12 protein-coding genes are annotated in these 13,076 nt (G+C 62.4%); 3 read left to right on the top strand and 9 right to left on the bottom strand.

Annotated elements, in window-relative coordinates; translation table 11 throughout:
* Positions 1 to 5: 5 nt before the first annotated feature.
* From AB3X96_RS28355 to AB3X96_RS28375, 5 genes are all read right to left on the bottom strand, one after another.
* Positions 6 to 533 carry a cupin domain-containing protein gene (locus tag AB3X96_RS28355; RefSeq protein WP_368592333.1) on the bottom strand — a complete coding sequence of 176 codons (528 nt, stop codon included), beginning with the start codon at positions 531 to 533 and terminating at the stop codon, positions 6 to 8.
* A 160-nt stretch (positions 534 to 693) separates the two neighbouring features.
* Positions 694 to 2,802 (bottom strand): elongation factor G, encoded by a 2,109-nt coding sequence (fusA, locus tag AB3X96_RS28360; protein WP_368592334.1) that lies wholly within the window; start codon positions 2,800 to 2,802, stop codon positions 694 to 696.
* Between the two features lie 325 nt (positions 2,803 to 3,127).
* Positions 3,128 to 3,643 carry a DUF192 domain-containing protein gene (locus AB3X96_RS28365; RefSeq protein ID WP_176105234.1) on the bottom strand — a complete coding sequence of 172 codons (516 nt, stop codon included), beginning with the start codon at positions 3,641 to 3,643 and terminating at the stop codon, positions 3,128 to 3,130.
* Positions 3,644 to 3,787: 144 nt separating this feature from the next.
* Positions 3,788 to 3,979: a hypothetical protein gene (locus tag AB3X96_RS28370; RefSeq protein WP_082194658.1), complete on the bottom strand. Its 192-nt coding sequence runs from the start codon at positions 3,977 to 3,979 to the stop codon at positions 3,788 to 3,790.
* 441 nt (positions 3,980 to 4,420) lie between these two features.
* Positions 4,421 to 4,990 (bottom strand): pseudouridine synthase, encoded by a 570-nt coding sequence (locus AB3X96_RS28375; protein WP_368592335.1) that lies wholly within the window; start codon positions 4,988 to 4,990, stop codon positions 4,421 to 4,423.
* Between the two features lie 261 nt (positions 4,991 to 5,251).
* Here AB3X96_RS28375 and icd point away from each other — a divergent pair, with 261 nt between their 5' ends.
* Entirely contained in the window at positions 5,252 to 6,508 is a 1,257-nt protein-coding gene (icd, locus tag AB3X96_RS28380; protein WP_368592336.1) for an NADP-dependent isocitrate dehydrogenase, read from the top strand.
* 193 nt (positions 6,509 to 6,701) lie between these two features.
* On the opposite strand, the gene cspD is transcribed toward icd, so the two are convergent.
* On the bottom strand, positions 6,702 to 6,908 hold the full coding sequence (gene cspD, locus AB3X96_RS28385; RefSeq protein ID WP_176105238.1) for a cold shock domain-containing protein CspD: 207 nt from the start codon (positions 6,906 to 6,908) through the stop codon (positions 6,702 to 6,704).
* Between the two features lie 557 nt (positions 6,909 to 7,465).
* Between cspD and clpS the strand changes: the two genes are divergently transcribed.
* Both clpS and clpA read left to right on the top strand, forming a co-directional pair.
* Positions 7,466 to 7,780 carry an ATP-dependent Clp protease adapter ClpS gene (gene clpS, locus AB3X96_RS28390; RefSeq protein WP_008919570.1) on the top strand — a complete coding sequence of 105 codons (315 nt, stop codon included), beginning with the start codon at positions 7,466 to 7,468 and terminating at the stop codon, positions 7,778 to 7,780.
* The gene (gene clpA / locus AB3X96_RS28395) at positions 7,777 to 10,074 is read left to right on the top strand and encodes an ATP-dependent Clp protease ATP-binding subunit ClpA (protein ID WP_176105239.1); all 2,298 of its coding nucleotides are present in this window, start codon (positions 7,777 to 7,779) and stop codon (positions 10,072 to 10,074) included. Before clpS ends, clpA begins: the two co-directional genes overlap by 4 nt.
* Positions 10,075 to 10,218: 144 nt before the next feature.
* Here clpA and dut read toward each other — a convergent pair whose 3' ends face one another.
* The 3 genes from dut to coaBC form a co-directional block, all read right to left on the bottom strand.
* On the bottom strand, positions 10,219 to 10,665 hold the full coding sequence (gene dut, locus AB3X96_RS28400; protein WP_176105240.1) for a dUTP diphosphatase: 447 nt from the start codon (positions 10,663 to 10,665) through the stop codon (positions 10,219 to 10,221).
* A 64-nt stretch (positions 10,666 to 10,729) separates the two neighbouring features.
* On the bottom strand, positions 10,730 to 11,746 hold the full coding sequence (locus AB3X96_RS28405; protein WP_368592337.1) for an LLM class flavin-dependent oxidoreductase: 1,017 nt from the start codon (positions 11,744 to 11,746) through the stop codon (positions 10,730 to 10,732).
* An 81-nt stretch (positions 11,747 to 11,827) separates the two neighbouring features.
* Positions 11,828 to 13,045, bottom strand: coding sequence for a bifunctional phosphopantothenoylcysteine decarboxylase/phosphopantothenate--cysteine ligase CoaBC (gene coaBC / locus AB3X96_RS28410; protein WP_368592338.1), 1,218 nt, complete (start codon positions 13,043 to 13,045; stop codon positions 11,828 to 11,830).
* Between the last annotated feature and the right edge of the window lie 31 nt (positions 13,046 to 13,076).

Consider the following 13,076-nt stretch of genomic DNA (forward strand, 5'->3'; position numbering starts at 1 on the left):
GCGACTCAGTGATCGTGCGGATGCTTGTGGATCGGATCGACCCAGTAGACCGTTTCCGGCTGCTCGACAGCATCGATGTTCAGATTGACGACGACCGCTTCGTTGTCGCTGCGTACGAGCACGCATTCGAGCGGCTCGTCGGTGCTCGCGTTGATCTCCTGATGCGGTACGTAGGGCGGCACGAAGATGAAGTCGCCGGGACCGGCCTCGGCGGTGAATTCCAGATGCTCGCCCCAGCGCATGCGCGCGTGGCCGCGGACCACGTAGATCACGCTTTCGAGCGCGCCGTGATGATGCGCGCCGGTCTTCGCGTTCGGATGGATCGTCACGGTGCCGGCCCAGATCTTCTGCGCGCCGACGCGCGCCGCGTTGATCGCAGCCGCGCGGTTCATGCCCGGCGTTTGCGCGGTGTTGCTATCGAGCTGATCGCCGCGGATGACCTTCACGCCGTGCTCGCGCCAGTCGATCTGCCCGCCGGTTTCGGCGGTCTCGTGCTCGGCCCGGTAATGCGGATGTTCGTGATCCTGGCTCATCGTGTCCCCTCCTTGGCTTGCGTGCCGCGTACCTGTTCGCCATTCTGGCACGTTCAAAAAACGGCTGCGTGGCGTGATGATGGCAAGGGCGCCACGAAAAAAAAGCCCGCTCACAAGGAGCGGGCTTCGACTCAAGACACTCGGCGGTGTCGCGTCAGCGTCATTGCTTCTTCGCGTTGATCACGGCCTCGGCGACGTTGCTCGGCGTTTCGGCGTAATGCTTGAACTCCATCGTATAAGTCGCGCGGCCCTGAGTGGCCGAGCGCAGCGACGTCGAGTAGCCGAACATCTCGGCGAGCGGCACCTCCGCACGCACCAGCTTGCCGCCGCCGCCCGCGATGTCTTCCATGCCTTGCACCATGCCGCGCCGGCTCGACAGGTCGCCCATCACGTTGCCCATGAAGTCCTCTGGTGTTTCCACCTCGACGGCCATCATCGGTTCGAGCAGTATGGGCTTCGCCTTGCGCATCGCTTCCTTGAAGGCCATCGAGCCAGCCATGCGGAACGCGTTTTCGTTCGAGTCGACGTCGTGGTACGAACCGAAGGTCAGCGTGACCTTCACGTCGACGACCGGATAGCCCGCCAGCACGCCGGCTTTCAGCGTCTCCTGGATGCCCTTGTCGACCGCCGGGATGAATTCGCGTGGGATCACGCCGCCCTTGATCGCATCGACGAACTCGTAGCCCTTGCCCTGTTCGGAAGGTTCGAGCGCGATCACCGCGTGGCCGTACTGGCCGCGGCCGCCCGACTGCTTGACGAACTTGCCTTCGACGTCCTCGACCTTGTTGCGCACCGTTTCGCGATAGGCGACCTGCGGCTTGCCCACAGTTGCTTCGACGCCGAACTCGCGCTTCATCCGGTCGACCAGAATTTCCAGGTGCAGCTCGCCCATGCCGGAGATGATCGTCTGTCCGGATTCCTCATCGGTCTGCACGCGGAACGATGGATCTTCCTGCGCGAGACGATTCAGCGCGATGCCCATCTTCTCCTGATCGGCCTTGGTCTTCGGCTCGACGGCCTGCGAGATCACCGGGTCCGGAAAGATCATCTTTTCGAGGATGATCACATGATTAGGATCGCACAGCGTGTCGCCGGTAGTCGCTTCCTTCAGGCCGACGGCCGCGGCGATGTCGCCCGCGTAGACCTCCTTGATTTCCTTGCGCTCGTTCGCATGCATCTGCAGGATGCGGCCGAGGCGCTCCTTCTTTTCCTTGGCCGCGTTGTAGACCGTGTCGCCCGAATTGACGACGCCCGAGTACACGCGGAAGAAGATCAACTGGCCGACGAACGGGTCGGTCATGATCTTGAAGGCGAGCGCCGAGAACGGATCGTCGTCGTTCGGATGACGCTCGATCTCCTTGTCGTGCTCGTCGTGACCGGTGATCGCGGGCACGTCGACCGGCGACGGCAGATAGTCGATCACCGCGTCGAGCATCGCCTGCACGCCCTTGTTCTTGAACGCGCTGCCGCACAGCATCGGCACGATCTCATTGGCGATCGTGCGTGCGCGAATGCCCTGCTTGATTTCTTCTTCGCTCAGGTGATGCTCGCCGCCCAGGTACTTTTCGAGCAGCGTCTCGTTCGCCTCGGCCGCGGCCTCGACCATCTTGTCGTGCCATTCCTTCGCCGTTGCGGCGAGTTCAGCCGGAATGTCGCGATACTCGAACTTGATGCCCTGGCTCGCGTCGTCCCAGTAGATCGCCTTCATCTTGACGAGGTCGACCACGCCCTGGAAGTGCTCTTCCGCGCCGATCGGAATCTGGATCGGCACGGCGACGCCCTTCAGGCGTTCGCCGATCTGCCGCTGGACGCGGAAGAAGTCCGCGCCGACGCGATCCATCTTGTTGACGAACGCAATGCGCGGCACCTTGTACTTGTTCGCCTGGCGCCACACGGTTTCCGATTGCGGCTGCACGCCGCCGACCGAGTCGTACACCATGCACGCGCCGTCGAGCACGCGCATCGAGCGCTCGACTTCGATCGTGAAGTCGACGTGCCCGGGGGTGTCGATGATGTTGATCCGATGCTCGGGATAGTTGCCGGCCATGCCTTTCCAGAACGCGGTTGTGGCCGCCGACGTGATCGTGATGCCGCGCTCCTGCTCCTGTTCCATCCAGTCCATCGTCGCCGCACCGTCGTGAACCTCGCCGATCTTGTGGGTCACGCCGGTGTAGAACAGGATCCGTTCGGTGGTGGTGGTTTTGCCGGCATCGATGTGAGCGCTGATGCCGATATTCCGGTAGCGCTCGATGGGAGTCTTGCGGGGCACGTGAATCTCCTTGTAATGGCGCGCCTGAAACGCATGCCGGGCGACCGCGTCAGCCGCCCGGGGAGTCTGGGTGGTGCTTTATGTGGCGTTACCAAATCGAGATTACAAGGATAGCGCTTCGATTGGTCTTTTGCATGAATCCTGCCAGCCGGCGCGAAGGCTGGCCGCGCGGGGCTCTGCGGGCGGAAAAAAACCGGCGCGCCGCGGGTTGAGGCGCCAGTTTTTGCGGGAAAGCAGGGCGGGACGGCCGGGCTGGCCAGTGGCAGCTTACGGAGAGGCCATCTGCGGGGCGCCGCGCAGGGGCGCAGCCCGGCGGTGAGGCGCTTTACTGCGTGATACCCGGCACCGGTGGCAAGCCCTGGATCTGCATGCCCGGCTTGATGCCCTTCGCCGTGAACCAGCCCTTGGGCATTTCCAGCGCGAACACGCCGTTGTGCGTCGGGCAGTGGTTGTTGGTGGTCTCGGCCTGCATCTCGTCGATGTCGGTGATCGTGCCGTCGGCGCGTATGAACGCGATCGACAGCGGAATCAGCGTGTTCTTCATCCAGAAGCAGTGGCCCGCGTTCTCGTTGAACACGAACAGCATGCCTTCGTTCGGCCCGAGCTTCGTGCGATACATCAAGCCCTGTTCGCGATCCGCGTCGTTGGCGGCGACGGCCGCGTCGATCACGAACATACCAGCGGTCAGCTTGACCCGCGGAAACTCGCCCGGCTGCTTGGCGCCCGGCGGCATCTGCTGCGCCAGGGCGGGAGCCGTGGTAGCGGCGAACGACAGCGCCGCGAGCGGCAATGCAACGGCAACGGCGAAACGCGCCACCGACGAGCGGATGGAAAATCGCACGACAAGACTCCTTGCTGAAATCGACCCGCGCATGTTACGCGAGCGTGTCAAAAACAAAAAGGCAGATCGCCTTGCGGTGATCTGCCTTACAACGCCGTAAGAACGGCAATGAAGCTAGTTCTTTACTGCGTTTTTACAAGCAACTTACTCCGAAGCTGCCGAAGCTGCAGCAGCTGCTGCCTTCTTGTGCGACTTCTTGTGAGCGTGCTTGGTGGTCTTCTTTGCCGACGAGGCTGCTGCTGCCGGAGCTGCCGAAGCTGCTTCCGGTGCCGATGCTTGTGCGAATGCTGCCGTTGCGAAGAGGCCAGCGACCAGAGCGGCGATCAGTTTGTTCATTTTGTGAATCCTCAGCTTGAGTTAATTAACCAAATGACCCGGCAAATGTAGAGTCATGTCGGTAAACGTGCCATCCACCTTTCGGTTGACAGCCGCATCGAACAAAATTTTTCGACGCGTCTGCTAGCGTTCGGACTTTCGTACTCGCCGCGCAAAAACGGCTTATGCAAAGGTCTTTAAGGCTGAATGCCGGATAGCTTCGGCGGCATCTGCGTCGAATAACGCGTGGACTTGTACGGCGGTTGACGTGGATTGCGCGGAAATTTTTGTCGTCATCACACGCGATCGAACTGCATCACGCAGGCTCGCGCGAGCTCATTTGTTTCACGCATTTCGGGCTTGCGTTTCACGCATTGTTTTGTGTGCTGCTACAACGAGTTAGCGTTGATTGTCACGGCCGTGAAACGTGTTTCCAGTGATCACGTGCAGGCTGATTCGCGTTCAGGCGACGCCATCCCACGGCGCGTTCGCTCGCAACTCGATGCTCTCACCCGGTTGTAGTCCGAGTGAAAAAATGTCAAGCGCACCGATGCCGACGCGCACGAGACGCAGCGTCGGAAAACCGACCGCGGCCGTCATGCGACGCACCTGGCGGTTCTTGCCTTCTGTGATCGACAGTTCGATCCACGTGGTCGGGATCGCAGCGCGATAGCGGATCGGCGGCGTGCGCGTCCATAGCGAGCCAGACGGTTCGACATAGCTCGCCTGACATGGGCGTGTCACGTAGTCGCCGAGATCGACGCCGCGTGCGAGCTGTTTCAACGCGGCGTCGTCGACCGCGCCTTCGACTTGCGCCCAATAGCGTTTGACGAGCTTGTGACGCGGCTCCGCGATGCGCGCCTGCAGCGCGCCGTCGTCGGTGAGCAGCAGCAGGCCTTCGCTATCCGAGTCGAGGCGGCCGGCCGGATAGACACCCGGTACCTTCACCCAGTCTGCAAGCGACGCGCGCGTCTCATGTGGCGAAAATTGACAAATGGTGCCGAACGGCTTGTTGAGGGCGAGAAGGCGCATAGGAGAGCGAGACGGCAGAGCGGTACGGCGCGATGATAATGCATAAATAGGCAAGCAGATTCTTGTATCTTATAGAGGAGCGTGGCGCGGTCGAGGGGCCGTCGATGTGGGAAAACACGGAGCCCGCGGCGGCCGCGTCGTGCCTGGGGCGTGGGCTAGAATAGCGGCCAGGCCGCTCGCGGCGGTTCGGCATTGCGTGGCGAGCGTATCTCTTTCGCAGTCTCCCATCAGCTTTTGCACGGCTTTCACTGGAGTCCGATCATGCCGTATCAGCACATCAAGGTTCCGGCAGGTGGCGATAAGATCACCGTCAACGCCGACTTCTCGCTCAACGTTTCCGACGAGCCGATCATCCCGTACATCGAAGGCGACGGTACCGGTCTGGACATCACGCCGGTCATGCTCAAGGTCGTCGATGCGGCGGTCGAAAAAGCGTACGGCGGCAAGAAGAAAATCCACTGGATGGAAATCTACGCGGGTGAGAAGGCGACCCGGGTGTACGGCCCGGACGTATGGCTGCCGGACGAAACGTTGCAGGCGGTCAAGGAATACATCGTATCGATCAAGGGGCCGCTCACCACGCCGGTCGGCGGCGGCATCCGCTCGCTGAACGTCGCGTTGCGCCAGGAGCTGGACCTCTACGTGTGCCTGCGTCCGGTGCAGTATTTCAAGGGCGTGCCGTCGCCGGTGCGTGAGCCCGAGAAGACCAACATGGTGATCTTCCGCGAGAACTCGGAAGACATTTACGCGGGCATCGAATGGCCGGCCGAATCCGAACAGGCGAAGAAGATCATCAGGTTCCTGCGCGAAGAAATGGGCGTGAAGAAGATCCGCTTCCCGGATTCGTCGGGCATCGGCATCAAGCCGGTGTCGCGCGAAGGGACCGAACGTCTGGTGCGCAAGGCGATCCAGTATGCGATCGAGAATGAACGCCGCTCGGTGACGCTGGTGCACAAGGGCAACATCATGAAGTACACCGAAGGCGCGTTTCGCGACTACGGCTACGCGCTCGCGCAGAAAGAGTTCAACGCGGAACTGATCGACGGCGGTCCGTGGATGAAAGTCAGGAATCCGAAGACCGGCGGCGACGTCGTCGTGAAGGACGTGATCGCCGACGCGTTCCTGCAGCAGATCCTGCTGCGCCCGGCCGAATACGACGTGATCGCCACGCTGAACCTGAACGGCGACTACATCTCCGACGCGCTCGCCGCGCAGGTGGGCGGCATCGGTATCGCGCCGGGCGCGAATATGTCGGATTCGGTTGCGATGTTCGAGGCGACTCATGGCACGGCGCCGAAATACGCGGGCAAGGACTACGTGAATCCCGGCTCGGAAATCCTGTCGGCGGAAATGATGCTGCGCCACCTGGGCTGGTTCGAGGCGGCGGATCTGATAATCAGCTCGATGGAAAAATCGATCCTGCAAAAGCGCGTGACTTACGATTTTGCCCGTCTGATGGAAGGCGCGACCCAGGTGTCGTGTTCCGCATTTGGCCAAGTGATGATCGAAAATATGTAATTGATGCGCCGGGATTATCCAGTTTGCATAAATACCCCGGCGCCAGCAAACGGCCGGGGTATTTTTATACCCGGGATTTTCGCGCGATTTTCCGGCGGGAAAATCCGCTGCAACAGAAAGCCACCGCAAAAAAGAAACCCGGCACGAAGCCGGGTTTCAAAAAGGACGGGTAACGAACCGCCGCAGAGCCGCCTCAGGCAGGAGTCTGAATGTTCGATGCCTGTTTGCCTTTCGGGCCTTGCACAACCTCGAAGGTGACCTTCTGACCTTCCTTCAGGGTTTTGAACCCATTCATCTGGATGGCCGAGAAGTGTGCAAACAGATCCTCGCCACCCTCATCAGGCGTGATGAATCCGAAACCTTTGGCGTCGTTAAACCATTTGACCGTACCAGTTGCCATTTCCAACTTCCCCTGTAACTCATGTCACTACCACGAGCCCTCGAAAAGCCACGACTGCGCGAGGCAGTCGTCCCCTCCTCACAAGCTCACCATCGGCATTTTTTCGAAATTATGGCTTAGTGAAAAAAGTGCCAGCTTGATTGTTGGGGCTCTTTATTCGAGTGTCAAGAAAATTTTGAGACGTCGTTGTCGCGTTGCAAACAGGTCGCTTTCCAGGGTTTTTACCGCTTCCGTATGTGCGGTGGCGCAAGCGGCGTGGCTTGAAAAGTCGCATAATCGACTCACATGCTGACTGTGCCCGCGGCGCCGACGCCCAGCGCTGCGAGCGCTCGCAGCCAGTACCGGCAGGTTGTGCGATACTCGATCCGACCGCGGTGCAGCACGCACCGTGCATGACAGGATGGGGGCCGGCACCGCAATCGGCCCGTCGATAACGCGAGAGGCCGCGCCGATCATGACAGCGTCGTGACAGCCGGGCGGCAGCGAACGGGCTCATCGGCCGGGCGGCCGGGTTTTGACAGGATTGCGGGCCTGTCCTAGTTGTTTAGAATGGGTGTATGGCGATTATCCCGGACAAGCAGGACGGCACCGTACTGGAACGGCAGGAGCAGAAACTCAAGCCGCCGTCCATGTACAAGGTGGTGCTGCTGAATGACGACTTCACGCCGATGGAATTTGTCGTGATGATCGTGCAGGAATATTTCAATAAGGATCGTGAAACCGCAACGCAGGTCATGTTGAAGGTGCATCGCGAGGGCAGGGGAGTTTGTGGGGTCTATACGCGGGACATCGCGTCGACCAAAGTCGAGCAAGTCGTTACCCACGCACGGCAGGCCGGGCATCCGCTGCAGTGTGTGATGGAGGAAGCATGATTGCCCAGGAACTGGAAGTCAGCCTGCATATGGCGTTCATGGAAGCGCGCCAGGCACGGCACGAGTTCATAACGGTCGAACATCTTTTGCTCGCGCTGTTGGATAACCCGACGGCGGCAGAGGTACTCCGCGCATGCGCGGCCAATATCGAGGATCTGCGTCAGAACCTGCGCAACTTCATTCATGACAACACGCCGACCGTGCCGGGCACGGACGACGTCGACACGCAGCCCACGCTCGGTTTCCAGCGTGTGATCCAGCGCGCGATCATGCATGTGCAGTCCACCTCGAACGGCAAGAAGGAAGTGACCGGCGCGAACGTGCTGGTCGCGATCTTCGGCGAGAAGGATTCGCACGCGGTGTACTACCTGCAGCAGCAGGGCGTCACGCGTCTGGACGTGGTCAATTTCATCTCGCACGGCATCGCCAAGACGAGCAGTTCGGACGCCGCGAAAGCGAGCGACGCGAATGCCGAGTCCGACGAAGCCGCCGCGCAGAAGGAAACGCCGCTTGCCCAGTTCACACAGAACCTGAACCAGATGGCGAAGGACGGCCGCATCGATCCGCTGATCGGGCGCGAGTCGGAAGTCGAGCGTGTGGTGCAGGTGTTGTGCCGCCGGCGCAAGAACAATCCGCTGCTGGTCGGCGAAGCCGGTGTCGGCAAGACCGCGATCGCCGAAGGGCTCGCATGGCGCATCACGCGAGGCGAAGTGCCGGATATCCTCGCGGATGCCCAGGTGTATTCGCTCGACATGGGCGCGTTGCTCGCTGGCACCAAGTACCGCGGCGACTTCGAGCAGCGTCTGAAGACGGTGCTGAAGGAACTGAAGGAGCGTCCGCACGCCATTCTGTTCATCGACGAAATCCATACGCTGATCGGCGCGGGCGCCGCGTCCGGCGGCACGCTGGATGCGTCGAACCTGCTGAAGCCGGCGCTCTCGTCGGGCACGCTGAAGTGCATCGGCGCGACCACCTTCACCGAATATCGCGGCATCTTCGAAAAGGACGCGGCGCTGTCGCGTCGTTTCCAGAAGGTCGACGTGACCGAGCCGACCGTCGAGCAGACGGTGGCGATCCTGCGCGGGCTGAAGTCGCGTTTCGAGGAGCACCACGGCGTCAAGTATTCGTCGGGTGCGCTGTCGGCGGCGGCTGAGTTGTCGGCGCGTTTCATCACCGATCGTCATTTGCCGGACAAGGCGATCGACGTGATCGACGAAGCGGGCGCGGCGCAGCGCATTCTGCCGAAGTCGAAGCAGAAGAAGACCATCGGCAAGAACGAGATCGAGGAAATCATCTCGAAGATCGCGCGCGTGCCGGCGCAAAGCGTGTCGCAAGACGATCGCAGCAAGCTGCAGACGCTCGACCGCGACCTGAAGAGCGTCGTGTTCGGCCAGGACCCGGCCATCGACGCGCTGTCGGCGGCGATCAAGATGGCGCGAGCGGGCCTCGGCAAGCTCGACAAGCCGATCGGCGCGTTCCTGTTCTCCGGTCCGACCGGTGTCGGCAAGACCGAGGTCGCGAAGCAGCTCGCGTTCACGCTCGGCATCGAGCTGATCCGCTTCGACATGTCGGAGTACATGGAGCGTCACGCGGTGAGCCGGCTGATCGGCGCGCCGCCGGGCTACGTCGGTTTCGACCAGGGCGGCCTGCTGACCGAGGCGATCACGAAGAAGCCGCACTGCGTGCTGCTGCTCGACGAAATCGAGAAGGCGCATCCGGACATCTTCAACGTGCTGCTGCAGGTGATGGACCACGGCACGCTGACGGACAACAACGGCCGCAAGGCGGACTTCCGCAACGTCATCATCATCATGACGACGAACGCGGGCGCCGAGGCGATGGGCAAGGCAGTGATCGGCTTCACGAATCGCCGCGAGGCGGGCGACGAGATGGTCGACATCAAGCGCATGTTCACGCCGGAGTTCCGCAACCGTCTGGACGCGACGATCAGCTTCCGTGCGCTCGATGAGGAAATCATCATGCGCGTGGTCGACAAGTTCCTGATGCAGCTGGAAGATCAGCTGCACGAGAAGAAGGTCGATGCGCTGTTCACCGATGCGCTGCGCAAGCATCTGGCGAAGCACGGTTTCGATCCGTTGATGGGCGCGCGGCCAATGCAGCGCCTGATCCAGGACACGATCCGTCGCGCGCTCGCCGACGAGCTGCTGTTCGGCAAGCTGATGAACGGCGGCCGCGTGACGGTCGACGTCGATGCGGACGACAAGGTGCAGTTGACCTTCGACGAGCATCCGGCGCCGCGTAATCCGAATCCGGAGGCGGTGGAAGTCGAGTGATATCAGTCAGGCCGGCGTTGACTTAAGCTGGCCAGACGCCAAAAACAGAACGGCGCGGGTTTTATCCCGCGCCGTTTTTTTATGCTCTGATCTTCTGCTCGCGGCGCGCGCTGAACGCCGCAGCCGCCGCGTCGCAGCAATCGATCAATGCTTGCCGGTGCTGCCAAACCCGCCCGCGCCGCGCACGCTTTCCTCGAAGTCATCGACGATGTTGAACCTGGCCTGCACGACCGGGACGATCACCAGTTGCGCGAGGCGTTCCATCGGATTCAGCACGAACGTCGTTTCGCCGCGATTCCACGTCGAAATCATCAGTTGCCCCTGGTAGTCGGAATCAATCAGCCCGACCAGATTGCCTAACACGATCCCATGCTTATGGCCGAGACCCGAGCGCGGCAGAATCAGCGCCGCATAACCGGGGTCGCCGACGTGGATCGCGAGTCCGGTCGGCACCAGTGCAGTTTCGCCGGGTTTCAGCGTCAGCGGTTCGTCGAGGCAGGCGCGCAGATCGAGGCCGGCGCTACCGGTCGTCGCGTAAGCGGGGAGCTGTTCGCGCATGCGCTGATCGAGAATCTTCAGGTCGAGTTTCATTCAGGTTCGAGAGTGGGGGGGGGGTGGTGGAGGGGCACACGGCTGACCGGCAAAACCTCTGCGATCAAGCCGCCTGGTTCGAGCCGAGCTGAAATGCGTCGGCGAGCAGTTCGTAGGAGCGCAAGCGCGCGCGATAGCTGCCCGCGACGGTCAGCACCATCAGCTCGTCGGCCTGGAACTGCTGCTGCAAATCCGTGAGCCGCTCGGTCACGCGCTCAGGCGTGCCGATGATACTGCGCGGCTTTTCGCGGTCGATCACGAGCTGTTCGCGCTCGCCATATTCCTGCGCGATGCCTTGCTCGATCGACGGAATCGGTTCGTTCAGGCCATACGCCATCTGCACGCGACGCAGATCGACGGCTTTTTCGAGGTCCGCGGCTTCCTGCTCGGTATCCGCGCAGATCACGAAGACCGCGGCCGCCAGATACGGCTGCGACGCCTCGTTGCCAGGCTGGAAGCGCTCGCGATACGCCAGCGCGACTTGCTTGCCGAAATGCGCGTTGATGAAATGCGCGAACGAGAAGCGGATGCCGAGCTGCGCCGCGAGCAGACCGCCGAATTCGCTCGAGCCGAGCATCCACAGTTGCGGGCGCGTATCGATCTGCGGCTGCAGCAGCACACCCTGCGCGAGATGATCGTCGGGCAGCGCGCCGTGCATGAGGCAGAGCAGCTCGGCGACCTGCTGCGGAAAAATCTCGCCGCGATTGTAAGCGCCGCCGGCGACCGCCTGCGCGGTGCGCATGTCGCCGCCCGGCGCGCGTCCGACGCCGAGATCGACGCGGTTCGGAAATAGCGCCTCGAGCATCATGAACTGCTCGGCGACTTTGAACGGGCTGTAGTACGGCAGCATGATGCCGCCCGAGCCGATGCGAATGCGTTTGGTCACGCTGCCGAGGCGCGCCAGCATCACTTCAGGGCAGGGATTCGACACGCCGCGCAGGCCGTGGTGCTCGGCGCACCAGTAGCGCGTGTAGCCGAGGTCGTCGGCGAGCTGCGCGAGTTCGATGGTCGCGGCGATCGCGTTCGCCACCGAATGGCCGGCGATCACCGGTGTTTGATCGAGCACGGAGAGTAGCGTCATGGCAGTAGTGCTCCAGATGATTCCGGTCGGCTAGCCGGGCAAAGGCGGTAGGGCCACACGGGCCCACCGCCGCTCGCTCGTTCAGCCAACCGGACTGATGCCGGCCGGCACACGCTTCGCGATTTCCGTGATCAGCGCGCGCGCCAGCGTCTGCTTGTCGGCGCGTGGCAGCTTCGTCGCGCGGCCTGCTTCGAACAGAATCACTTCATTGTCGTCGAGCCCGAACGTTTGCGGCCCCAGATTGCCGATCAGCAGCGGCACGTTCTTGCGCGCGCGCTTTTCCTCGCCGTGGACTTCGAGATTGTCGCTTTCGGCGGCGAAGCCGACCGCGAACGGCGGCTTCGGCAGCCGGGCGACCGCGGCCAGGATGTCCGGATTTTCGACGAATGAAAAGCTCGGCAGCGTGCGCTCGGCGGTCTTCTTGATCTTCTGATCGCTCACGTGGTCGACGCGCCAGTCGGCCACCGCCGCGACGCCGATAAAGATGTCCGCTTGGGCGACCGCGCGCATCACCGCGTCGTGCATCTGCTGCGCGGTCTGCACGTCCTCGCGCAAGACGCCCCACGGCGTTTCCAGCGCGACCGGACCAGCCACCAGATGCACGTCGGCGCCGGCCTGCTGCGCGGCGCGCGCGAGCGCGAAGCCCATCTTGCCGCTCGAGCGATTGGTGATGCCGCGCACCGGGTCGAGCGGTTCGAAGGTCGGCCCGGCGGTCAAGAGCACACGCCGGCCGGACAGGATCTTCGGCGCGAAGAACGACGCGATCGCCTCGTAGGTCGCGGCCGCTTCGAGCATGCGGCCATCGCCGATCTCCCCGCAGGCCTGCGGGCCCGAATCGGGGCCGAGCACTTCGACGCCGTCCGCGCGCAATTGCGCGACGTTGCGTTGCGTGGCCGGGCTTTGCCACATCTGCCGGTTCATCGCCGGCACGACGAGCAGCGGGCAGTCGCGCGCGATGCACAGAGTCGACAGCAGATCGTCGGCCATGCCGTGCGCGAGCTTGGCGAGGAAGTCGGTCGACGCCGGCGCGATCACGATCGCATCGGCTTCGCGCGACAGATCGATGTGCGCCATGTTGTTCGGCACGCGAGCGTCCCACTGGCTCGTGTAGACCGGCCGGCCCGACAGCGCCTGCATCGTGATGGGAGTGATGAACTGCGTGGCCGCATCGGTCATGACGACCTGCACGGTCGCGCCTGCCTTGGTCAGCAGACGCGTGAGTTCGGCGATCTTGTAGCAGGCGATGCCGCCCGTCATGCCGAGGACGAGATGTTTGCCTGCGAGTTCAGCGGTTGCCAACGAAAGCCTCCGACAAAGCGTGATCGCGAGG

It is taken from the genome of Paraburkholderia sp. BR13439 (assembly GCF_040948805.1).
GTDB classification, from domain to species: domain Bacteria; phylum Pseudomonadota; class Gammaproteobacteria; order Burkholderiales; family Burkholderiaceae; genus Paraburkholderia; species Paraburkholderia youngii.